Origin of the sequence: Undibacterium sp. RuRC25W (assembly GCF_049339825.1) — a bacterium.
Taxonomy (GTDB): domain Bacteria; phylum Pseudomonadota; class Gammaproteobacteria; order Burkholderiales; family Burkholderiaceae_D; genus Undibacterium.
This window is the reverse complement of the sequence record NZ_JBMPPD010000003.1, coordinates 168525-190275: the sequence shown is the minus strand read 5'-3', so window position 1 is coordinate 190275 and position 21751 is coordinate 168525. Positions and strand designations below refer to the sequence as shown.

Here is a 21751-nt window from a genome sequence, read left to right as displayed (position 1 = left end):
AAAAAACAGAGCAGTCAGCCGTGCGCATTGCTCTGTTTTTTTTGAAAATAATTAAGAAATTTTCTAACTGGTGTTTGCGTGTGCTCAGCGTTGTGACAGCGCCAATTTTAACGCCAAGCCAGCAAACACAAACGCTGCAGCACGATTCATCCAACGTTGCGCTGTCGCGGAGCCCCTGAGTTTTTGACCAGCGGTTGCCGCAAAATAACTGATGCTGCCAAAGGTAATGATGGTGGCCGCAATAAAGATTGCACCCAGCGCAATAAATTGTAATCCTACGGAACCGCGCTCGGCTGACACAAATTGCGGTAAGAATGCCAAAAAAAAGAACACCACCTTAGGATTGGTCAGGTTCATGATGACGCCGCGGAGATAAAGCTGACGTGGGCGTAATGTGTTCGCATTGATATTGGTCTCCGCACTGACCGGGGCCCAGAAAGCACCCCAAGCTAGATAAGCGAGATACGCGGCGCCCAGCACCTTGAGGACAAGAAACGCCAATGCAGAAGCGGCAAAAATAGCCGCGAGACCAAACGCAATGGCCACCGTATGAACGACGAGGCCGGTACATAAACCGAGCACAACCAGCATGCCTGCCTTGCGTCCTTGTGTAGCTGACTGCATGAGCACAAACACATTGTCAGGACCGGGAGATAAGCCCAAAACAAGAGAGATGCCGAAGAAAGTGAGCGCAGTCTGAAAGCTAAGCATGATGAGCCTCGAAAATAAATAGCCATTATGCAATACCTATCTCAGCGTTACCACGCCCTTATCGTACAAGCTGTACGCCCGTCAGTTCAAGCAAGGAGCAAAGTTATTGCTTAACGCGATTGGTTTGAGCGTACTAGAACCTGTTCAGTGATTCTATTTGGCACGCCTTTACCTTGCAGATATTCGATGGCGCAACTGGTGCCATATGACTGTTGTAAGCCCAGTCCAATCTTGATGTAGTCTTCGGTGCGTTGATCAACGGTGTACTGAATATCTTCAACGAGAGGCAGGCGGGTGGATTTTAATACATTTGCAGCGGGGATAATCATGTCAGACTCCATATTCATTCATATTGCATTGCATCAATTATGCTGATAACGCATCGCTAAAATACGTAAAAAGCAGAAATTTTTGACATTAACGTGCTGTAATAGCACCGCGAAAATAAGAAAAGAAGCGTCTTTGAACTTGCGGTCATTATAGTCGTCTTATCCGCTGTGATTTTGTTTTGACGCAAAATAAATGCAATAAACTTGTATTTTGGTAAAAACTTTGTCAGTCTGAAATGTCTAATTGGAACTGATATTGACAAGGTGTTGCCGCATTGCAGCAAAAATGGGGAGGTAAGAAAGACCGCGTCAACATGCAGCACGCTTAGCACCTGAATGAATGAATAGTTGCCATGCGTGCTGCAAGTGAACAGCTGGGTTACTGATGAATGATGATGTCAGTGTTTTGCTGGTATTTATAACGCAGTACGTAGTGCGAATAGTTCTGGGAATAACACCACATCGAGCATTTTGCGTAGATAACTGACGCCAGCCGTGCCGCCAGTGCCAATTTTAAAGCCGATAATACGCTCGACCGTCGTCACATGACGGAAGCGCCAAATACGGAAGGCGGTTTCCATGTCAACGAGTTTTTCTGCTAGTTCATACAAAGACCAGTAGTGTTCTGGCTCTTGATAGACTTTCAGCCACGCTGCTTTCACAGAGTCGTTGGCCTCGACAGACTGGGTCCAATCGCGCTCTAGACGGTCAGCGTCGATGCTAAACCCCTGACGTGACATCAGCATAATGGCTTCATCGTAAATAGACGGCGTGCGCAAGGCTGAATCCAACGTGGCATGAATTTCTGGCTTGCTCTCATGGACTGTCAGCATCGTGGCATTTTTATTGCCAAGCAGATACTCAAGTTCGCGGTATTGATGTGATTGAAAACCCGATGACGCGCCGAGGTAAGGGCGGATCGCCGTGTATTCACTCGGTGTCATTGTTGCCAGTACGTCCCACGCATGCACTAATTGATCCATGATTCTGGCGACGCGGGACAGCATTTTAAATGCCGGCGGCAAATCGTTATTGTGGATATGCTGGCGTACTGCATGTAACTCATGCAGCATGAGTTTAATCCATAGCTCACTCGTCTGATGCTGAACGATAAACAGCATTTCATTGTGATTCGGCGAGCGCGGATGCTGTGCTGTCAAAATCTGGTCTAGACCCAGATAGTCGCCGTAGCTCATCGATTCAGAAAAATCGAGTTGTGCACCGTGCCATGACATAGGGCATTTGCCGGATTGTTCGTTGTTGTTCATAATTATTCCTGTTAAACCATTCTAAGAAACGCGGGTAGGCCCTTAAGTCACTGCATTACGTTGCAGGTTCGTGTCATAGGTTTGTTGATCGAGGATGTCGCGCAGAATCTCAACCGCATCCCAGACATCGACATAGCGCACGTACAATGGCGTCAATCCAAAACGCATAATCGCTGGTTCACGATAATCACCGATCACGCCACGACCGATCAATGCTTGGATGACGGCGTAGGCATGCGGATGTTTAAAGCTGGCTTGGCTACCACGGTGATGGTGATCGCGCGGTGTGACTAATTCCAATGGATGAGATGCGCAGCGTTGTTCAACGAGCTCAATAAACAGGTCTGTCAGCGCCAGTGACTTTTGGCGGATCACCTGCATACTGGTTTTGCTAAACACATCCAGACCGCAGCCAACCAGCGCTAAAGACACCATTGGCTGAGTACCGCACAACGCACGTCGGATACCTGGCGTCGGGGCAAAATGTGGTGCCATCGCAAACGGACTGGCATGTCCCCACCAGCCAGACAGTGGATGGTTAAACACCGCTTGATGATGTGCTGGTACCCAGATAAAGGCTGGTGCGCCTGGACCGCCGTTCAGATACTTGTAGGTACATCCGACTGCGAAGTCGGCATTGGATGCATTGAGTTCGACGGGCAGTGCGCCACCTGAATGGGCAAGATCCCATAAAGCCAGTGCGCCATGCTGATGAATCAATGCAGTGACTGCGACCATATCATGCAGATAGCCAGTGCGGTAATTGACATGCGTTAGCATCACGAGCGCGGTCTCGCTGTTGATGACGTTTGGTAAATCATCTGGCGAATCGATTAGCACAATTTGATAGCCACGATCGAGCCACTGTGTGATGCCCTCGGCCATGTAAATGTCAGTCGGGAAGTTGCTGCGTTCTGTAATAATGGTTTTGCGTTTGCTGTCCTTGGCTTGGATTTGCAATGCGGCAGCAATCGCTTTAAACAGATTGATCGATGTCGAATCTGTGACCACAACTTCATTTGCTTGCGCACCGATAAGTGGTGCGAGTTGATTACCGAGTGTGGACGGTAAATCGAACCAGCCAGCTTTATTCCAGCTAGTGATTAAATCGGTCCCCCATTCTTGCGTGATCACTTCCTGAGCGCGTTGCAGAGACGCTTTGGGTCGTGCACCCAAGGAATTGCCATCCAAATAGATAACGCCTTCTGGCAAAATAAAATCGTCACGTAACGGCGCCAATGGATCTTGCTGATCCAGGCGTTCACAATCTGCGCGGCTGGCAATCGTTGTCATACGGTCTCCTGAGGATGAGGGGTATATAAAGTGAGTAAGGTATATAAGATGTGTCGGATGCGTAACGAGCTACGTTTAAGAACGCAAAATAGCGCGTACTGGGCTAGCATCGAGTCCAGCTAGTTTCAATGGTAGGCAGATCAATTCGTAGTCACCGGCGACGATGTCATCAAGGATGATGCCTTCCAAAATTGCCATTTGATATTTTTTAACGCATAAATGCGCGTCCAGCGTTTTTGATTCTTCCGGATCGAGTGAGGGACTATCGATACCGATCAGCCTAACGCCATGTGTCGCCAGTAATTCAATCGCTGAAGGGGAGACCGACGCAAAGTCGCTATCCCACTGCATTTGCGGTGCCTTTTGATACGTGCGGAACAAGACGCGCGGTGGTATCTGTGCCAGAAACGGCAGAATATGTTCTGGTAGCACCTGCGCAGCACCAATGCAATGAATCACGCGGCAGGCACCGATATAGGTATCCAGACTCACCTCGTCAATCGCTTTGCCATTCGCGTCATAATGCGATGGCGCGTCGCAATGGGCACCAGTATGCGTGGACATGGTGATCTTGCTGACCTTGACCGGACAGCCGTCAGCAATCTGCCAAGTTGTCTCCGCGGTATAGGCGCTATCGCCTGGCCAGACCGGAATTCCTGCTTGGATCGCGGGGCTGATATCCCACAATTGAGAGGTCGCGGACATACTTTCTCCTGTTGAAATCATGCTGAGATTTTATGCCGGATCGCCTGAATAATTCTTGCAAAGTGCAGTAATAAAAGCGTTATTTTTGGCATATACTGCGAATAAATGTAAGTTATTTGAAATAATTATCGTTATTAGGCTTGTGCATCGCATCATTTATAGTTTTTGTGATGTTTTGTGCTGGAAAATTCTAAGCCGGATTACTTGCCATTACCAGCCAATGGTAAACACCGATGTCTATGAAAGTAAAACGATGCAACTCGACCCCACAGATTTAAAAATTTTGCAGCAACTCCAAGAAAATGGTCGCGTCAGTAATCAGGATTTGGCCGACAACGTATTTTTATCGCCGTCTTCTTGTCTGCGTCGCGTTCGTTTGCTGGAAGAGGCAGGTGTTATCCATCATTATTGTGCCGTCGTCGATGCAACGAAAGTGGGATTGGAGGTGGATGCGTTTGTTCAGGTGACGATGCGGCGAGATGTGGAGCAATGGCATGAGAATTTTTCGAAGGCATTGTTGCAATGGCCGGAAGTGATCGGCTCTTACATTATTACCGGTGACGCCAATTATTTGCTGCGCGTCCGCGCCAGGAATCTCAAACACTATTCGAGTTTTGTTTTAGAACGGTTGTATAAGACAACGGGTGTCCTCGATATCAGGTCTAATATTGTGTTGCAGACGCTGAAGGATACGCATCAGATCGATGTTGCGCTGATGAAGGAGGGTGCTTGATCTTTACGATGGCTGCATTGAGATATTTTCCTTGATGCGCGCAAGCACTTATTTGCTCAGCAACAGCGCTTTTAGTAACCCCGCCGCTGGCCCTTTATTGGCCCAAGTCTGCGTCAGATCGAGGTCGCCGTTGGTGCTGACTAGGATCAGGATGTTGCCTGATTGAACGTCCACCAGATTCAAAATCCGGATGCCAGCAATCCAACCCTGGCGTTCCACAATGACAGTCGGATTTTTTTCATCGGCACCATTAAACGGATACACCCAGACGCCCAGCGCACCACCGACAGCATTGGGTTTGATCATTTCTGCGCGGGATTGAGCTGAGAGGTATTTACCTTTAATAAAAGCGCGGTCAAATGCGAGTAAGTCTTTTAATGTACCAAAGGATGAGCCCGCTGCACCATAGCTGGCGAAGTTGACTTCGGGTTCTGGCTGTCCGCCCAGATTGCCGTGTACGTGTTCTTTGTTGTCAGGCATTGATGCCGTGTAAAAGCCCGCATTGGCCATGCCAGCCGGAGAAAAAATACGTTGCTTTAACAGCTCGACGTAGGGAGTTTTAGTGATTTTTTCTAATAAAGCCCCCAGCACCATGTAGTCACAGTTGTTGTAGTCGAAAGTTGTCCCAGGTTGGCTATTTGTCTGACCTGCACACATGCCCGTCGCAAATTGCTTCATATCGTCGCCGCTATTGGCATTGAGCATATGAAACGTTGGCACGGCGTTGTCATTAAATAATCCGGAGTAATGCGTCATGAATTGCCGGATGGTGACATGACGTACGGCAGGGTTGGGGTAATCAGGCCAATAAGTGCCGAGCGACTGATCGAGTTGTAAATGCCCCATTTCGACTTCTTGCATGAGCAGAATCGCCGTCATTTCCTTTGTGATAGAGGCGAACCTGAAGGTGCGGTTGACATCGCCAAAATCGCCAATCGCCGTTTTGTATAACAGTTTGTCACCTCGGGCGGCGACGATTGCACCCTGAAATCCGGCTTGTTGCAAGGCTTTAGATGCCCGTTCAATGTCACCTTCTTCTTTAGGAGAAGCGGCAAATGAAAGGTGACACGATGCGCACAGACTTGCGAAAGTTATCGTGGCAATACCTAAAAAACGACGGGAATACTGATAAAAAAGGGACATGAACTCTCTCCGGGTAGGAATAGTGTCTCAGATGCAATACGTTGAAGGATAGTGTAACAAATCATCGTCGAATCGTCGTTAGCTCACTGCGTAATTTAACTATTCTTCAGTAATAAATTTACCATATCCCAAAAACAGAGTGCCGCCCCCGATATATAATGCGCCACCATGAATTTAATCAGAACTCTCGCTTCCATTAGTGGCATGACTATGTTGTCGCGCGTTACGGGCCTAGCCCGGGATGTGCTCTTTACGACTTATTTTGGTGCCAATTCGATGACGGATGCATACAATATTGCATTTCGTATTCCTAACTTACTACGCCGCTTGTTCGCTGAAGGTGCGTTTGCACAGGCTTTTGTGCCGATTTTGGCAGAATATAAAACACAACAGGGTAACGAGGCGACCAAAGAACTGGTCGATCATGTCGCTACATTGCTGACCTGGGCCTTACTAATCACTTGTATATTGGGGATCATCGGCGCCCCAGTCATTCTGTATTTTGCGGCTAGTGGTCTGGTCAACAACGAAGAAGTGTTCAGTGCGACGGTGTTGATGACGCGGATTATGTTCCCGTATATCGGTTTTATGTCGATGGTGGCGTTGGCTGGTGGGATATTAAATACCTGGCGTGAATTTAAAATTCCGGCTTTCACACCGGTGATTTATAACCTGACCTCGATTGCGGCGACCTTATGGTTGTCAGGATTTATGGAACATCCGATTTATGGACAGGCTATCGGTGTGTTTATTGGTGGTGTATTGCAGTTATGGATTCAGGTTCCTGCGCTGGTCAAGATTGGTATGTTGCCGCGGATTGGCTGGCGTCCTGCCTCGGCCTGGCAAGATGAAGGTGTACGCAGGATCGTGCGCAATATGTTGCCGGCAATTATTGCCGTGTCAGCATCCCAAATCAGTATTTTGATTAATACTAGTCTGGCTTCTCGGATGGTTGCGGGAAGTACTAGCTGGCTGGCCAGTGCTGATCGTTTGATGGAGTTTCCTACTGCCTTGCTTGGGGTCGCTCTGGGGACGATCTTGTTGCCAGGCTTGTCCAAGGCGAACGCTGATGGCGATACGGAAGAGTATTCTGCGCTGCTTGACTGGGGCCTTCGGCTGACTTTCTTATTGGCGATGCCTGCAGGTGTCGCGCTGGCAACGATTCCTATCCCACTGACCGCAACCTTATTTCATCATGGTCAGTTTGATGCGCATGCCGTCAGTATGACTTCTAATGCGCTGATCGCTTATGGCATCGGTTTAATTGGCTTAATCGTGGTAAAAATTCTGGCGCCGGGATTTTATGCGCGGCAGGATATTCGTACGCCAGTAAAAATTGCCGTTAGCGTGATGATCGCTACGCAGCTCATGAACCTGGTGTTTGTGCCAATGTTTGCGCATGCTGGCCTTGCTTTATCCGTTGGCCTGGGTGCTTGCGTCAATGCCAGTTTTTTGTTTATCGGATTGCGTCGGCGCGGTATTTTTCATCCGCATAAAGGTTGGGGCATGTTCTTATTGAAATTGCTCGCGGCACTGTTACTGATGGCGTTTGTCTCACTCTGGATCTCGGATCAATTTGATTGGCTGGGCATGCGCAATACACCTTTTCGGCGTATTGGTGCGTTAACGATGCTGATTCTGGCGTCAGTTGTGACCTATTTTTCAGCACTGGGTATCATGGGATTCCGACCACGTGACTTCCGGAAAGTGGCGAAAATCTGAGGATACCTTGATCTTCAGTCTCTCAGAAGAATTCAATATTTTTACAATTAACGTTCATTGCGTTCGGGATGCGACATACCGTTACAAGATATCGGGGGTGTTGAGTCATCGGTGGAGGTGTTTGTACCGTTGATGACTCATGTTTCTCAGATGTTAAAAAGATGTTAAAAAGATGTTGAAAGGATGTTGATCATGAAAAAACTGATTCTTGCTGCCCTTGTTGCTGGTGCTTTGTTCTCTGCCAGCGCCGGTTTTGCGCAAGGTGTAAACGTTTCTGTTTCGGTAGGCGAGCCTGGTTTTTACGGTCAGATTGATATTGGCCATGTCAGTCCACCAGCGGTGGTCTATGCGCAACCGGTGATTGTTGGACAGCCAGCCGTCGGATATGTCACAGAACCATTGTATCTACGCGTACCACCTGAACACTTCAGACACTGGAAGCGCTATTGTGATTACTATCACGCTTGTGGGCGCCGCGTCTATTTTGTGCAAGATAATTGGTATTCCAGAGTCTATGCTCCTCAATACAGAGAGCATGCTCATGAATGGTACCCAGAGCGTGGTCATGAGCACTACGAAGAGCGTGGCAGACAAGACCATGATAATGGACGCCGTGATGACCGCCATGATGACCGCCATGATGACCGCCGTGGAGAGCATCATGAAGATCGCCATGATGGACGCGGTGAAAATCGCGGCGAACACGGAGAGCATGGCGAAAATCAAGGACGTTGAGTCAGTAATTCTTGGCGGGTGCAGCCCGCCAAGAATAGGCTGCGGATACTGATTTTTACATCAACAACGAGTCGGAAAAATCTTAAACAAAGTGACAGACGTAGTCCAACGTCTCTACCGTTTCAATCTCAAAACTGGCGTTAGCTGGCACACTAAACTGCTGACCGCCTTCATAGGTATTCCAGTCGCTTTCACCTTTGATCCGGATATTGCATTTGCCGGCATTGAGTTCCATGACTTCAGCGGCGCCAGTGTTAAAAATCAGGCTGGAAGGGAAAATAACGCCGATTGTTTTTTTGCTGCCGTCAGCAAATAAAACCGTGTGCGATACGCATTTGCCATCAAAATAAATATTCGCTTTTTTGACAACGCTGACTTGATCAAATTTGGAGTCCATTTTTTTCAGTATAAAGAGTGAAAGATAAAGTGGCCGGACATAAAAAAGCCTGCGTAAAAAACATGCGCAGGCTTTTGTTTACCGGACGGGTTTAGTGCCTCGCTTATTGCCCGCGTTTAGCGCGTGCGTTTGCTGCAATACGCATACGTAATGCGTTGAGCTTGATGAAACCACCAGCGTCTGCCTGGTTATAAGCACCACCGTCTTCATCGAAGGTTGCAATGTTCATGTCGAACAAAGAATCTGTTTTGGAATCTCGAGCGACAGTGATGACGTTGCCTTTGTACAGCTTGATGCGTACCCAGCCGTTGACCGTTTGTTGTGTGTGGTCAATTAAGGTCTGCAATGCCAGACGCTCAGGTGCCCACCAGTAGCCGTTATAAATCAGGCTGGCATAGCGTGGCATCAGATCATCTTTCAGATGCGCGACTTCGCGATCTAAGGTGATGGATTCAATCGCGCGGTGTGCACGGAGCATAATCGTGCCGCCCGGCGTTTCATAGCAGCCACGGGATTTCATACCAACATAACGGTTTTCAACCAGATCCAGACGGCCAATACCGTGCTTGCCACCAAGGCGATTCAATTCTGTCAGAACAGTTGCCGGGGACATGCGAACGCCGTTCAAGGCAACGATATCGCCGCGTTCGAATTCGATATCCAGATATTCTGCTGCATCCGGTGCTTGTTCCGGACTGCATGTCCAGCGCCACATGGATTCTTCCGCTTCAGCACTTGGATTTTCTAGGTGACGGCCTTCAAAACTGATGTGCAGTAAGTTCGCATCCATGGAGTACGGCGCACCACCGTTTTTATGTTTCTGATCGATTTCAATGCCAGCATCTTGGGCATATTTCATCAATTTTTCGCGAGACAACAAGTCCCATTCGCGCCATGGTGCAATGATTTTCACGCCTGGCATCAACGCATACGCGCCGAGTTCAAAACGGACCTGATCGTTGCCTTTGCCAGTCGCGCCATGGGAGATCGCGTCTGCGCCAGTTTCTTTAGCGATTTCGATCAGACGTTTGGCGATCAATGGACGAGCGATGGAGGTACCCAGCAGGTATTCACCTTCATAGATCGTATTGGCACGGAACATCGGAAAGACGAAGTCACGGACGAATTCTTCACGCACGTCGTCGATGTAAATATTTTCTGGCTTGATGCCAAATTTGATGGCTTTTGCGCGTGCTGGTTCGAGTTCTTCGCCTTGGCCGAGGTCGGCGGTGAAGGTCACGATTTCGCACTGATAGTTATCTTGCAGCCATTTCAGAATGACGGAGGTGTCCAGACCGCCAGAATAGGCGAGGACGACTTTTTTAATATCGCTCATGTTGTACTTTCGAAAAAAATGCTGTCAAAAAAATGCTGTAAATGTAAGCGGATGGTTGCATCCCTTTGGCTGTTGGGCTTATCAGTGTTAGCGAATTTCGCCAACGACCAGATATTCCAATAATGCTTTTTGCACGTGCAGACGGTTTTCTGCCTCGTCCCAGACGACAGATTGCGGACCATCAATGACACCTGCAGAAACTTCCTCTCCGCGATGTGCTGGCAGGCAGTGCATAAATAGTGCGTCCGTGTTCGCGCGCGCCATTTTTGCTTCATCCACAATCCAGCCATCAAAGGCTTTTAAACGTGCCTGGTTTTCCGCTTCATAGCCCATGCTGGTCCAGACGTCGGTATTGACCAGATCCACGCCTTCGCAGGCATCAGATGGGTTATCAAATACGGTGTACTGCGATGGTTCTGCAGAGACTAGCGACATATCCATGTCGTAGCCTTTCGGGGTTGAAATATGCAGATGGAAATTGAATACCTGTGCTGCCTGCAACCACGAATAGAGCATATTATTGGCATCACCTATCCAAGCGACTTTTTTGCCTGTGATTGAGCCACGATGCTCAATGTAAGTGAACACATCGGCTAATACTTGGCACGGATGGTGCTGGTTGGTCAGGCCGTTGATGACAGGGACGCGGGAATGAGCGGCAAAGCGCTCGATCATTTCTTGTTCAAATGTGCGGATCATGATGATGTCGCACATGCGAGACATCACTTGCCCTGCGTCTTCTACCGGTTCGCCGCGGCCAAGTTGACTATCGCGGGTGTTGAGATAAATGGCTGCGCCGCCGAGCTGGTGCATGCCAGCTTCGAAAGACAAGCGGGTACGGGTCGAATTTTTTTCGAAAACCATCACCAATGTTCGGTCCAACAGCGGGTGATAGGTCTGATAAGCCTTAAATCGTTGTTTAATGATGCGGGCACGCTGCATCACATATTCGAACTCGGTGAGCGTGAAATCGGAGAATTGCAGGAAGTGTTTGATAGCCATAAATAAAAACGGGCAGCACTTAAGCTTGCCGCCGCTGATCGTAACTGCTTAATTATAAGGGATTAAAATCGCTTCCCCATATTAAATTCTGGGAAATTGCAATTTGAACGGTATTTCGCTTTGTTGGAATAAAAAACGTGGCGAAGTCACAAATGTAACACATCGTATTTACCATAGCCTGATTTGTTAATTATCGTCAATTAGTAAAAAAACGTAATTCTGCTTGTGAAACTTGTTCTTCTGTCACTGTGTTATTGCTGTATCGTATTTATAATGTGTATTCCAAGCCGACAAAATAGAGTCACTTTGGTCGTGTATTTGTCCATGCCCGCGGATTGAATCCTACATACTTATATTTTTTTAATCAAACATACATCTACTATGAGCGCACTCTTAGCCGGACTGACCGTCCTGATTATCGGCGATAGCCACATGTCTACTCCAGATTATCTGATTACGACGTTGCATGACGATCTGATGAACAAAGGAGCCGTTGTCTATTCATTCGGTGCTTGCGGTGTCGCAGCAGGTGAATGGATGGTGAAGACCCAATCATCTTGCGGTGGTGCTGAGCGGATGAAAGATGGTCCGGTCGAAGTGAAGTCTGGCGCAGAGGCAATGACGCGTCCATTCAATGATTTGGTTAAAACATATAAACCAAATCTGGTCGTTGTCGTGAATGCCGACACCATGGCGTCTTACAATCAGCCTGAGTTGCAAAAAAACTGGATCTGGCAACAGGTATCCCGTTTAACGAAAGGCATTAAAAAGAATGACGTCAGTTGCGTTTGGGTGGGGCCAGCCTGGGGAACTGAGGGTGGTAAATTTGGCAAAACATATGCACGTGCTAAAGAAATGTCTGGCTACTTGTCAGAAATCGTTGCGCCTTGTACCTATGTTGACTCTCTGAGTTTCTCTCAGCCAGGAGAATGGGGCACCATCGATGGTCAGCATTTTGACGGCGCAGGTTACAAATCATGGGGTTCTGCCATCGGTAACTTCATTTCATCTCCTGCGGTATTAAAAACGATTAAGCATTAATATTCACTAGTGCGCATTTCGGGGTATCTCTCGTGTTTTAACGTACAGGATCAACGTCGCGGTGATACTGCGACGTCGCCTGTGGATGAGATGTTTGCTGAACATTTTTGTTGATGTTTAGCGATTACCTGAAACGACAATGACCCTAACTATTAATTCAAAAATGAAAAAACTGATCCTGACTTGTCTCGCTGCTGCATGCTCGTTTGCGGCTCATGCCGATAATCCATTATATGAAACTGGCCCGGGTCAGGACTCGTCATTTGTCAGATTTTTGAATGCAAGTGGTGACAAAGCGACCATTGTTAACGGTGCGGCGAAAGTCAGTCTGGATGCAAAGACAGAAGGGCGCGTATCGCGCTTCTACCCAGTTAAAGCGGGTGATAAATTAACTGCCACAGTGCAAGTCGGCGGTGCTAAAACGGCGGTAGAAGTCGTGGCAAAACCCGGCGAGTTCGTCACTGTTGCGATTCTCAATAAAGGCACAGCATTAGAGAGCGTTCAGGTACGTGAAACGCCGACGGACTTTAATGCCATGCGTGCGTCAATTTCATTATTGAATGCTGATCCAGCATGTGCCTCTGCTGGCCTAACTGGCGGCGCAAAAAATGCCATGATTTTTGAAGCGGTGAAGCCAGCAACAACGACCCGTCGTCTCGTTAATCCGGTCAGTCTGAAAGTACAAGCAAATTGTGGTGGGGAGGTTGCAGGGGCAGCCGTTGATATGTCTCAGTTGCAAGCTGGCGAACGTTACAGCGTAATAGTGATTCCAAGCAAGAAAGGTCGTCAGACGTTTTTTGTACGCGATTCCACTTCTTAATCTGACTCAGCGTATCGACCATGGTATTTGCCTCTCTTGAGTTCCTGACCCTGTTTTTGCCACTGTTTTTAGCGGTTTATTTGATTACACCGCAGCGCTTTCGCAATCACACCTTGTTAGTTGGCAGTTGGCTGTTTTATGCGTGGTGGACGCCGAAGTTTTTATTGTTGATTATTGCCCTCACTGTCCTAGCATGGGGGGCGGCAATCCTGATCGATAAAGCAGGCAATGAGCGTTTAAAAACCCGGTTAATGGTTGCGACCATTGTCCTGAATTTAGCCTCACTGGTCTGGTATAAATACACCAATATGGTCGTGGGATCGATCAATTCGATACTCGCTGGTCATGATCTGCCTGAGATCCCGTGGGTCAAGCTGATGCTGCCGATTGGGCTCTCGTTCACGGTATTGCATGCGATTTCGTATATCGTCGATGTGCGCCGTAAAACGGTACCTGCACAATATAGTTTCATTTCATTCAGCGCCTATATGGCGATGTTTCCGCATCTGATCGCCGGACCGATTGTTCGCTACAAAGTCATCGATAAAGAATTGCGTGAGCGGATATTTTCTATCGATAAATTCACTGTCGGTGTGCGTCGCTTCATGATCGGGTTTTCGATGAAAGTCTTGATTGCGGACACGCTAGTGCCCGTCGTTAGCCTCGTGTTTGGCATGAAAAATCCGAGTTTTCAGGATGCGTGGGTAGGCTGTATCGCCTATACCTTCCAGTTGTATTTTGACTTTGCTGGTTACAGTGCAATGGCAATTGGTCTCGGTTTAATGCTGGGTTTTCATTTCGAAGAAAACTTCAATCATCCTTATCTGGCTGTGTCTATTCAGGATTTCTGGCGTCGTTGGCACATGACTTTGTCATCATGGCTGCGCGACTATCTGTACATCAGCCTCGGTGGTAATCGCGGTGGTGCTTACCGCACCTATGTCAATCTGATGCTGACCATGGCTATCGGTGGCCTGTGGCATGGTGGTGATAACTGGAATTATCTGATCTGGGGTTTCATTCAAGGGGCGGCATTGTGCTGTGACCGCGCGTTTACACAGCGTGGTTTGTCGATGCCCAATTACGCGTCCCGCACGTTGACGATGCTCACGGTGATGTTTGCCTGGACCGTGTTCCGTGCTGCTGGCTTTGACCATGCATTGACGATGTGGGCCGGTCAGCTAGGATTGCATGGGTTTGCGATGGGCGATGAGGTCATTCTCGCGCTGCGTCCGAGCATTTTATTGACCTTTGCAATTGGTTTGTTGTGCGTGATTTATCCTGCCACATCTGTTGGCAAACGCGGTGGCTTCGGTGTCATGAGCTGGAGTATGGTGTGGCCGGTGATCACGTTTGCCTACGCAGTGATTGTGCTGGCTGGGCAAAAAGCCATTCCATTTTTATATTTTCAGTTTTAAGGAAAAATCATGGACGAATCTTTTTCCTTTGACGCAAAAAAAGCAGGCGCATGGCGTTTTGTGCCTGCGGTATCGTTTGCCGTGATGATGCTTGTTGGTGTTGATGTGAGTGTGACTTCCTTGCGCGAGGTCAGTTCTGCTGACTGGAAAGAAATGGCACCGTGGCAACGGATTGTACAAGGTGAATCAACCAGCCGCTTCACCTCGCAACTGAACTCGCACTTTGTATGGAGCACGCCATTTTCTAAAATTCAGCGCGCCGTTGACTGGAATATTGCCCGTGACACAGGTTCTGCCGTCACTGCTGGATGTACTGGCTGGTTTTTTCTGACGGAAGAATTGACCACATTCGATGGCGGTAGTCAAAATGCGAACGCCCGCGCTTATATGGTAGAGCAGGTCGCAAAACAGCTCCAGCAACGTGGCGTGAAGCTGGTGATGGCGGTCATCCCTGATAAAACACGTATTGAACAAGAACATTTGTGTGGTGTCCATAGACCAGCGGCTTTTGCTGCGCGCGCTGAGAACTGGATGACTGCGCTCCGCACCAACCAGGTCGAAGTCATTGATTTGCAAGCGCCGTTGGCCGCAACAAAAGGCGAGCGTTATTATCGCACTGATTCGCACTGGAATGAACTTGGTGCAGACGCTGCCGCTGTGAGCGTCGCCAAGCGCTTACAGGACCTGCAATATGCGGATAAAACTGATTTGCAGCCAGCACCAGGTGCAATCAAGACGGCGACTGCAGAGCGTCTGGGTGATTTGTTCCATGTTTCTAATCTGGAAGGTTTGCCTTCCGCATTGCGTCCTGCTGTTGAGCAAGTCGCCAGCAGTACGGTGGCACCGGTCGTCAATAAGAGTGATGATTTATTTGGTGACGGCGGCTTACCGTCTGTCGTTCTGGTAGGGACATCGTTTAGTCTACGCGGCAACTTTGTCCCGTTCATGAGCCAGCATCTGGGTATGCCAGTCGCCAATCTGGCAAAGGATGGCGGTGACTTTGATGGCGCAGCGATGACTTACCTGCAAAGTAAGGCATTTCAGCAGGAGCCACCGAAGGTTGTGATCTGGGAAGTGCCAGAGCGGATGTTGCAAAAACCGTTCAAAGATACCGAGCGCAAGTGGCTCGAGATCTTGAAAAAAGGGCAGTTATAAGCTGTAGGTAGTGGCTTAACACTAGCCATCTTTTTGCGATAACCGATATCCATCAGGATTGCTATCGGTTATCGCAGTAGTCCGCTGAAGCGCTTAATGCGGCTTATAGCCAATCGTCTGATTCGATTCATGCACCAGTTGCTCAAACATCTGATGGCGCATTGCTGAAATCTCCCCCCGTTTCACCGCATCCAAAATAGCGCAATTCGGTTCTGCATGGTGATGGCAATTGTAGAATTTGCAGTGGCCGAGATGCGGTAAAAACTCCGGAAAGGCGCGTTCTAACATCCCTTCAGTTAAGTGATGTAGACCAAATTCCTGAAAACCAGGCGAGTCAATCACATAAGAATCCTCATCCATGTGGTACAAGCGGGTGAAGGTGGTGGTATGTTTGCCGGTATCGAGCGCTGCTGAAATTTCGCGAGTCGCGATTTCTGCATCGGGAATCAGCAAGTTGATCAGCGATGATTTCCCCATCCCTGATTGTCCAATCAGAATCGTGCTTTGTCCGCGCATCAGATCGGTCAACAGCAGGCGTGTACTCTCAGGATCGCCCTTGGCAGACACTTCATGGACCGGATAACCGAGTTTAGCGTACAGGCCGACGCGTTCTCGGGCTTTTTCCAAGGACTCGGTGACGTCGACTTTATTGAGAATCAGATGTGGCTTGATGCCTGATGACTCAGCGGCAACCAAGGCGCGTGAGACTAGATCGTCGGTAAAACTAGGTTCGGTCGCCACGACGATCAGGAGTTGTGTCAGGTTTGCTGCCAGCATTTTGGACTTGTACTGGTCAGACCGGTACAGCAGCGTTTTTCTTTCTGTAATGGCTTCGATCACACCCTGATTTTTGGAGGTGAGTGCAAATTCGACGATGTCGCCAACGGACACGTCGCTTTTCTTACCGCGCGTCACACAATGCAACTTTTGCTGGGTGCCGTCGATCTCTGCCTGAATCAGATAGTGACGGCCGTGGGCGGCAATAACCAGACCTTGAAGACGTGCCATTACGAGAAACTTTGCTCAAAAATTGCGTCCACCTTGGCGGCGCAGATAAAGTCATTGACGGAGATACCGCCTTTACCTTCATTGACAGTATGCGTATCGAATTTCACGACGCAACGGTTGTAAGTAACAACCAGCTCTGGATGGTGGTCTTCAGCATGAATCACATAGGCAATCGCATTAATAAATGCCAGCGTTTCATAGTAATTTTTAAAATTGAAGGTTTTGACGATCCGTGGGCCATCCTGCTCCCAGCCCGGCGTCGCTGCAAAATAGGCGGCCAGTTTGGATTCAGACAGGCCTGTTTCTGTTGGTTGTGACTTAATAGCGAGTAAATCAGTTGTTTTGATCATGATCGTGTCCTTGTTTTATTCTATTTATAGTTTTAATTGATAGGTAATTTACGCCACCTGCAGTTTGCTGATACGAACCGTTGCAGGGGGATGTGAATCATAAAACGCTGAATGCAGCGGATCTGGTGTCAGCGTTGACGCATTATCTTCGTACAGTTTAACCAGCGCAGCGACCAAATCCTGGGCATTGGTATGCTTAGCAGCAAACGCGTCGGCTTCAAATTCATGCTTGCGTGAACTGATCGAGGTCAGCGGAGAAAACAGGAAGGTAAATACTGGTAGGCTCAGCATAAACAAAATCAAGGCCATCGCATTATTTTTGGCCAGCAACATTGGATCAACACCCAGGCCAGTATAAAACCAGACTTGTTCTTTCAAATAACCAAGCAAGCCCAAAAAAGCCAGTGAAACGGCAAAAATAACCACCATACGTTTGACGATGTGCTTGAGTTTGAAATGCCCCAGCTCATGCGCCAACACGGCTTCGATTTCTTCTGGCGCCAGACGCGAAATCAATGTGTCAAAGAAAACAATGCGTTTTGCCGCACCAAAGCCTGAAAAGTAAGCATTGCCGTGTGCGCTACGTTTAGAGCCATCCATCACAAACAAGCCTTTTGAGGCAAAACCGACGCGCTGCATCAAGCCTTCAATGCGGCTGCGCAGACTATCGTCTTCTAAAGGCGTGAATTTATTGAAGAGTGGCGCGATCACGCTTGGGTAGATCAGCATCATCAATAACTGGAATCCAGTCCACACAAACCAGGCATACAGCCACCACAGATTGCCGGACTTATCCATTAAGCTTAAGACTACCCAGATTAATGGCAGACCAATGACCGCGCCCAGCGCCGTGCTTTTGATCATGTCGCCAAAGAACAAGGCTGGTGTCATTTTATTAAACCCAAATTTTTGCTCTAGTACAAATTGCGAATAATAAGAAAACGGCAAGTCCAGCAGTCCACTGACAGTGGCAAATGCTGCTAACAAGCCAATCTGGTACATCATGCCAGGTCCGGTCAGTTTTAGGACCACGACCGATAACAGTTGCAAACCACCAAACAGCGTGAAGATCATCAGTACGACCGCGTTAAACAGCAATGACACCAAACCGAATTTGGTTTTGGCGATGGTGTAATCCGCGGCTTTCTGGTGTGCCTCCAGTGGAATTTTGTTCGCGAATTCTTGCGGTACCTTGGAACGATGTTGCAAGATATGCCGGATATGGCGCGAGCCTAACCAGAACTGCACGGCGAGTGTGATCAGCAGAAAGCTGACGAAGAAAACCGAAAACGTAACTGAATTCATGGGAAAATAGGAGATTCGTAAAAAAGCTAAGGAAGAATTATGTCACAAGCTACTGACATTCAAGCAAACACAAATGTTCCAGCCCGTCCAAATGAGATGAATTTGATCTGGGTTGACATGGAAATGACTGGTCTGGAGCCAGATACCGACAAAATTATCGAAGTTGCAGTCGTTGTTACTGATTCACAACTTAATGTGCTTGCAGAAGGTCCTGTCTTTGTTATTCATCAATCCGATGAAACGCTCGATAAAATGGACGCCTGGAACAAGGGTACGCATGGTCGTTCCGGCTTAATCGACAAAGTCAAAGCCTCAGCCGTTACAGAGGCGCAAGCAGAAGCCGCGCTGATCGAGTTTTTGAAGCCTTATGTACCAGCTGGAAAATCCCCGATGTGTGGCAATACCATCGGCCAAGACCGCCGTTTCATGGTTCGTGGCATGCCAAAACTGGAAGCGTATTTCCATTATCGCAATTTGGATGTGTCGACACTGAAAGAACTGTGCCGCCGCTGGAAGCCAGAATTGCTGGCTGGTTTCAAAAAGCAGCAAAAACATACTGCATTAGCAGATATCGTTGAATCGATTGAAGAATTGAAATACTACCGTCAACACTTCATTAAAGAGTAATTCAGCATTTTCTAAAGCGTCTCTGCGAACCTTTCTTCAGAAAAACAGAGGGAGACGAAAAGAAAAAAAGCGCCGGTAACGGCGCTTTTTTCGTATCAATTTCTCTGCTTCTCGATGACATCAGAAAAATAAGATGTTCAGACGATGTTTAATTTAAACACCCAGCAATTCAACTTCAAAAATCAATGTGGCATTTGGTGGAATCACGCCGCCCGCGCCGCGTGGGCCGTAGCCCAAGCTTGATGGGATCGTCAGAATACGTGTGCCGCCAATTTTCATGCCTTGAACGCCTTCGTCCCAGCCTTTGATCACATGACCTGCGCCGAGTGGGAAAGAGAAAGGATCATTACGGTCTTTGCTGGAGTCAAATTTTTTGCCAGCGCTACCGTCTGGGTTTTGCAACCAGCCTGTGTAATGCACAACAACGTGGTTACCAGCTTGTGCCTCTGCGCCTTCGCCAACAACTTTGTCTTCGTATTGCAAACCGCTTACGGTGGTGATCGAGCTCATGGGAATCCTTTAATCTTAAAAAAAGTGGGGCAATTGTAGAACAAATTCTCGGCCATCGCTTTTATTTGCGCTGGTATTTTGTTGTTGATTGGGGCGAAACGTAATAACTTTCTATATGGAAAGACTTGAATTGTCTTATTGATATTAAAACATTAATAAATTACTGAAAACAGCTGTGCATAACGAACACCGCCTGTCTATGCACGGTAAAATGCTGGCTTATTTTATTCTTTAGCGGTCTTTTTTCATGCGTCGTCGTCCTCTGTTGGCATCTTTACTGTTTGCACTTTTAAGTCCTTTTTTTGTCTCAACGGCACAAGCCAATGTGGTTGTGGTTTTGAATTCTCGTGATGCAACAGTAACGCTACTGGATCAACAAACGTATCAAGAAGTCAGTACTTTCCCTGTTGGCAAAGAACCGCATCATCTGATGGCGACACCAGACAACAAATCGCTGATCATCGCGAATGCAGTTGGTGACGAGTTAGTTTTTCTTGATCCGCTCACCGGACAAATTCAGCGCCGTATTAAAGATGTCGCGGATCCCTATCAGATTGGATTTTCACCGGATCAGAAATGGTTTGTGTCGAATTCCTTGCGTTTGGATCGTGTCGATATTTACCGCTATGACGGTAAAGATTTGAAATTAGCCAGTCGCGTACCATTAGCAAAGCTGCCTAGTCATATGGCATTTGATAAGGCGAGTACGACGGCGTTTATCACGCAGCAGGGTAGTGATCAGGTTTCAGCAATTGATCTTGCGACGCAAAAAGTCAAATGGACACTGCCTGTCGGTAAATTACCGGCAGGGATAACGATGACCCCAGACGATAAATACCTGTTGGTCGGTATTATGGGAAGTAACTATGTTGAGGTCATTGATTGGCGTGCGCAAAAAACCGTCAAGAAAATTACCGCAGGTGTTGGTACGCACAACTTCCGTGCCTTGGGTGACAAACGACATATTTTCGTCTCTAACCGTACTTCCAATGAAATCACCATCATTGATCAACAGACATTAGAAAATATCGGTAGCATTCCGGTACCTGGCGGTCCTGATTGTATGGAAGTGAGTGCCGATGGTAAAACACTATGGACGACCTTACGCTGGATTAAAAAGGTGGCGGTGATTGATATCCCATCCAGAAAAGTTATTAAGCTGATTCCTGTCGGACGATCACCACATGGAGTGTTCTTTGCGAATCGCGCCCCAGATATGTAATTCTACGCTGCGCGGATTGTTCTGCCAGTCGCTGAATGGCCCTGTTTTAACATTGATGCTTCAACGTCAATGGAAAAGTATACTCGCATTGCTGGCAATCTCACCTATCTTGATCGTCAATGCACTGGCGGCATCTGTTAACGGTGATACAAAAAGTTGTAAAGCGACTGTTTATCTGACGTTTGATACCGGTAGCCAGTCGCAAGCTATGCTCGTTGCCAATACCCTGCGTCAGCATCATATCAAGGCTAGTTTTTTTCTAGCCAATGAAAAAACTATTCGGGGTGATTACTCACTCGACCCAAGCTGGGCGCCTTACTGGAAAGACTTGGTTGCCGAAGGACATACATTTGGTACGCATACGTTTGATCACGTCTATGTAATTCGCGACTTGCCACATGGCCGGATTCTGGTTAAACCACAATTTGGTGCTCAGGCGGGTAAGGAGCTAGCCTGGACACCCCAACAATATTGCACCGAATTGCACCGTGTCGATGAACGTTTTCTGCAACTGACAGGTCATACACTCGATCCCTTGTGGCGGGCACCGGGTGGCAAGTTGACGCCGCAGTTGCTCAAAGTAGGCGAAGCCTGTGGCTATCGCCATGTCGGTTGGGCACCAGCCGGATTTTCTGGCGATGAGTTATCTAGCGAGAAATTCAGTAATCCCGATCTATTGAAGCGGGCATTGGATCATTTGCGTGACGGCGATATCTTTATGGCACATTTGGGGATCTGGTCGCGTCAACAGGCGTGGATGCCTGAGAATCTTGAACCGTTAATTAGCGGATTAGAGAAAAAAGGTTTTTGTTTTGCGACTTTACGTGAACATCCTGCTTATCGTATAAAGACGGAACCAAAGCACTGAGCCAACATGTTGAGTCCATTTAAGTAATTACGACACACCATCACCACACACAA

At 47.9% G+C, this 21751-nt stretch carries 23 protein-coding genes; 10 read left to right on the top strand and 13 right to left on the bottom strand.

What is annotated here, in order from left to right:
* Positions 1 to 84: 84 nt before the first annotated feature.
* From ACO0KV_RS03160 to kynB, 5 genes are all read right to left on the bottom strand, one after another.
* The gene (locus ACO0KV_RS03160; protein ID WP_423039777.1) at positions 85 to 711 is read right to left on the bottom strand and encodes a LysE family translocator; all 627 of its coding nucleotides are present in this window, start codon (positions 709 to 711) and stop codon (positions 85 to 87) included.
* A 110-nt stretch (positions 712 to 821) separates the two neighbouring features.
* Entirely contained in the window at positions 822 to 1040 is a 219-nt protein-coding gene (locus ACO0KV_RS03155) for a hypothetical protein (protein ID WP_423039775.1), read from the bottom strand.
* Between the two features lie 416 nt (positions 1041 to 1456).
* Entirely contained in the window at positions 1457 to 2308 is an 852-nt protein-coding gene (gene kynA / locus ACO0KV_RS03150) for a tryptophan 2,3-dioxygenase (protein ID WP_423039773.1), read from the bottom strand.
* A 42-nt stretch (positions 2309 to 2350) separates the two neighbouring features.
* A complete protein-coding gene (gene kynU / locus ACO0KV_RS03145; RefSeq protein ID WP_423039841.1) occupies positions 2351 to 3592 on the bottom strand; it encodes a kynureninase in 1242 nt (413 codons plus the stop codon).
* 84 nt (positions 3593 to 3676) lie between these two features.
* The gene (kynB, locus tag ACO0KV_RS03140; protein WP_423039771.1) at positions 3677 to 4306 is read right to left on the bottom strand and encodes an arylformamidase; all 630 of its coding nucleotides are present in this window, start codon (positions 4304 to 4306) and stop codon (positions 3677 to 3679) included.
* A gap of 253 nt (positions 4307 to 4559) precedes the next feature.
* On the opposite strand from kynB, the gene ACO0KV_RS03135 reads away from it, so the two are divergent.
* Entirely contained in the window at positions 4560 to 5039 is a 480-nt protein-coding gene (locus ACO0KV_RS03135) for an Lrp/AsnC family transcriptional regulator (protein ID WP_423039769.1), read from the top strand.
* A gap of 48 nt (positions 5040 to 5087) precedes the next feature.
* Here the strand turns inward: ACO0KV_RS03135 and ACO0KV_RS03130 are convergent, their stop codons facing one another.
* Positions 5088 to 6182, bottom strand: coding sequence for a serine hydrolase domain-containing protein (locus tag ACO0KV_RS03130; RefSeq protein WP_423039767.1), 1095 nt, complete (start codon positions 6180 to 6182; stop codon positions 5088 to 5090).
* Positions 6183 to 6350: 168 nt separating this feature from the next.
* On the opposite strand from ACO0KV_RS03130, the gene murJ reads away from it, so the two are divergent.
* Together murJ and ACO0KV_RS03120 are read left to right on the top strand one after the other, a co-directional pair.
* Positions 6351 to 7904 (top strand): murein biosynthesis integral membrane protein MurJ, encoded by a 1554-nt coding sequence (gene murJ / locus ACO0KV_RS03125; protein ID WP_423039765.1) that lies wholly within the window; start codon positions 6351 to 6353, stop codon positions 7902 to 7904.
* Between the two features lie 192 nt (positions 7905 to 8096).
* Positions 8097 to 8639, top strand: coding sequence for a hypothetical protein (locus ACO0KV_RS03120; RefSeq protein WP_423039763.1), 543 nt, complete (start codon positions 8097 to 8099; stop codon positions 8637 to 8639).
* Between the two features lie 82 nt (positions 8640 to 8721).
* Here the strand turns inward: ACO0KV_RS03120 and ACO0KV_RS03115 are convergent, their stop codons facing one another.
* From ACO0KV_RS03115 to argF, 3 genes are all read right to left on the bottom strand, one after another.
* Entirely contained in the window at positions 8722 to 9036 is a 315-nt protein-coding gene (locus ACO0KV_RS03115; protein ID WP_423039761.1) for a pyrimidine/purine nucleoside phosphorylase, read from the bottom strand.
* A 103-nt stretch (positions 9037 to 9139) separates the two neighbouring features.
* Entirely contained in the window at positions 9140 to 10372 is a 1233-nt protein-coding gene (locus ACO0KV_RS03110) for an argininosuccinate synthase (RefSeq protein ID WP_423039759.1), read from the bottom strand.
* Positions 10373 to 10459: 87 nt separating this feature from the next.
* Complete coding sequence (argF, locus tag ACO0KV_RS03105; RefSeq protein WP_423039757.1) at positions 10460 to 11374, bottom strand: ornithine carbamoyltransferase; 915 nt, start codon at positions 11372 to 11374, stop codon at positions 10460 to 10462.
* Between the two features lie 381 nt (positions 11375 to 11755).
* On the opposite strand from argF, the gene ACO0KV_RS03100 reads away from it, so the two are divergent.
* From ACO0KV_RS03100 to ACO0KV_RS03085, 4 genes are all read left to right on the top strand, one after another.
* A complete protein-coding gene (locus tag ACO0KV_RS03100) occupies positions 11756 to 12415 on the top strand; it encodes an SGNH/GDSL hydrolase family protein (protein WP_423039755.1) in 660 nt (219 codons plus the stop codon).
* A gap of 163 nt (positions 12416 to 12578) precedes the next feature.
* Positions 12579 to 13235 (top strand): cell division protein FtsQ, encoded by a 657-nt coding sequence (locus ACO0KV_RS03095; RefSeq protein ID WP_423039753.1) that lies wholly within the window; start codon positions 12579 to 12581, stop codon positions 13233 to 13235.
* A 20-nt stretch (positions 13236 to 13255) separates the two neighbouring features.
* Positions 13256 to 14653: an MBOAT family O-acyltransferase gene (locus ACO0KV_RS03090; RefSeq protein WP_423039751.1), complete on the top strand. Its 1398-nt coding sequence runs from the start codon at positions 13256 to 13258 to the stop codon at positions 14651 to 14653.
* A 9-nt stretch (positions 14654 to 14662) separates the two neighbouring features.
* On the top strand, positions 14663 to 15808 hold the full coding sequence (locus ACO0KV_RS03085) for an alginate O-acetyltransferase AlgX-related protein (RefSeq protein ID WP_423039749.1): 1146 nt from the start codon (positions 14663 to 14665) through the stop codon (positions 15806 to 15808).
* A 93-nt stretch (positions 15809 to 15901) separates the two neighbouring features.
* Here the strand turns inward: ACO0KV_RS03085 and rsgA are convergent, their stop codons facing one another.
* From rsgA to ACO0KV_RS03070, 3 genes are read right to left on the bottom strand one after another with little or no spacing between them, the layout of a single operon-like run.
* On the bottom strand, positions 15902 to 16816 hold the full coding sequence (gene rsgA, locus ACO0KV_RS03080; protein ID WP_423039747.1) for a ribosome small subunit-dependent GTPase A: 915 nt from the start codon (positions 16814 to 16816) through the stop codon (positions 15902 to 15904).
* Complete coding sequence (locus ACO0KV_RS03075) at positions 16816 to 17169, bottom strand: 4a-hydroxytetrahydrobiopterin dehydratase (protein WP_423039839.1); 354 nt, start codon at positions 17167 to 17169, stop codon at positions 16816 to 16818. Before ACO0KV_RS03075 ends, rsgA begins: the two co-directional genes overlap by 1 nt.
* Before the next feature lie 45 nt (positions 17170 to 17214).
* On the bottom strand, positions 17215 to 18471 hold the full coding sequence (locus ACO0KV_RS03070) for a M48 family metallopeptidase (protein ID WP_423039745.1): 1257 nt from the start codon (positions 18469 to 18471) through the stop codon (positions 17215 to 17217).
* A gap of 39 nt (positions 18472 to 18510) precedes the next feature.
* On the opposite strand from ACO0KV_RS03070, the gene orn reads away from it, so the two are divergent.
* Positions 18511 to 19098, top strand: coding sequence for an oligoribonuclease (gene orn / locus ACO0KV_RS03065; protein WP_423039743.1), 588 nt, complete (start codon positions 18511 to 18513; stop codon positions 19096 to 19098).
* Positions 19099 to 19251: 153 nt separating this feature from the next.
* Here orn and ACO0KV_RS03060 read toward each other — a convergent pair whose 3' ends face one another.
* Positions 19252 to 19608, bottom strand: a complete 357-nt coding sequence (locus ACO0KV_RS03060; RefSeq protein ID WP_423039741.1) for an FKBP-type peptidyl-prolyl cis-trans isomerase — start codon at positions 19606 to 19608, stop codon at positions 19252 to 19254.
* A 247-nt stretch (positions 19609 to 19855) separates the two neighbouring features.
* On the opposite strand from ACO0KV_RS03060, the gene ACO0KV_RS03055 reads away from it, so the two are divergent.
* The gene (locus ACO0KV_RS03055) at positions 19856 to 20830 is read left to right on the top strand and encodes a cytochrome D1 domain-containing protein (RefSeq protein WP_423039739.1); all 975 of its coding nucleotides are present in this window, start codon (positions 19856 to 19858) and stop codon (positions 20828 to 20830) included.
* Positions 20831 to 20885: 55 nt separating this feature from the next.
* Entirely contained in the window at positions 20886 to 21698 is an 813-nt protein-coding gene (locus tag ACO0KV_RS03050; RefSeq protein ID WP_423039837.1) for a polysaccharide deacetylase family protein, read from the top strand.
* Positions 21699 to 21751 lie beyond the last annotated feature (53 nt).

Coding starts and splice junctions, on each gene's coding strand:
- ACO0KV_RS03160 (WP_423039777.1), bottom strand. CDS start 711: ATGCTTAGCTTTCAGACTGCGCTCACTTTCTTCGGCATCTCTCTTGTT.
- ACO0KV_RS03155 (WP_423039775.1), bottom strand. CDS start 1,040: ATGATTATCCCCGCTGCAAATGTATTAAAATCCACCCGCCTGCCTCTC.
- kynA (WP_423039773.1), bottom strand. CDS start 2,308: ATGAACAACAACGAACAATCCGGCAAATGCCCTATGTCATGGCACGGT.
- kynB (WP_423039771.1), bottom strand. CDS start 4,306: ATGTCCGCGACCTCTCAATTGTGGGATATCAGCCCCGCGATCCAAGCA.
- ACO0KV_RS03135 (WP_423039769.1), top strand. CDS start 4,560: ATGCAACTCGACCCCACAGATTTAAAAATTTTGCAGCAACTCCAAGAA.
- ACO0KV_RS03130 (WP_423039767.1), bottom strand. CDS start 6,182: ATGTCCCTTTTTTATCAGTATTCCCGTCGTTTTTTAGGTATTGCCACG.
- murJ (WP_423039765.1), top strand. CDS start 6,351: ATGAATTTAATCAGAACTCTCGCTTCCATTAGTGGCATGACTATGTTG.
- ACO0KV_RS03120 (WP_423039763.1), top strand. CDS start 8,097: ATGAAAAAACTGATTCTTGCTGCCCTTGTTGCTGGTGCTTTGTTCTCT.
- ACO0KV_RS03115 (WP_423039761.1), bottom strand. CDS start 9,036: ATGGACTCCAAATTTGATCAAGTCAGCGTTGTCAAAAAAGCGAATATT.
- ACO0KV_RS03110 (WP_423039759.1), bottom strand. CDS start 10,372: ATGAGCGATATTAAAAAAGTCGTCCTCGCCTATTCTGGCGGTCTGGAC.
- argF (WP_423039757.1), bottom strand. CDS start 11,374: ATGGCTATCAAACACTTCCTGCAATTCTCCGATTTCACGCTCACCGAG.
- ACO0KV_RS03100 (WP_423039755.1), top strand. CDS start 11,756: ATGAGCGCACTCTTAGCCGGACTGACCGTCCTGATTATCGGCGATAGC.
- ACO0KV_RS03095 (WP_423039753.1), top strand. CDS start 12,579: ATGAAAAAACTGATCCTGACTTGTCTCGCTGCTGCATGCTCGTTTGCG.
- ACO0KV_RS03090 (WP_423039751.1), top strand. CDS start 13,256: ATGGTATTTGCCTCTCTTGAGTTCCTGACCCTGTTTTTGCCACTGTTT.
- ACO0KV_RS03085 (WP_423039749.1), top strand. CDS start 14,663: ATGGACGAATCTTTTTCCTTTGACGCAAAAAAAGCAGGCGCATGGCGT.
- rsgA (WP_423039747.1), bottom strand. CDS start 16,816: ATGGCACGTCTTCAAGGTCTGGTTATTGCCGCCCACGGCCGTCACTAT.
- ACO0KV_RS03070 (WP_423039745.1), bottom strand. CDS start 18,471: ATGAATTCAGTTACGTTTTCGGTTTTCTTCGTCAGCTTTCTGCTGATC.
- orn (WP_423039743.1), top strand. CDS start 18,511: ATGTCACAAGCTACTGACATTCAAGCAAACACAAATGTTCCAGCCCGT.
- ACO0KV_RS03060 (WP_423039741.1), bottom strand. CDS start 19,608: ATGAGCTCGATCACCACCGTAAGCGGTTTGCAATACGAAGACAAAGTT.
- ACO0KV_RS03055 (WP_423039739.1), top strand. CDS start 19,856: ATGCGTCGTCGTCCTCTGTTGGCATCTTTACTGTTTGCACTTTTAAGT.
- ACO0KV_RS03050 (WP_423039837.1), top strand. CDS start 20,886: ATGCTTCAACGTCAATGGAAAAGTATACTCGCATTGCTGGCAATCTCA.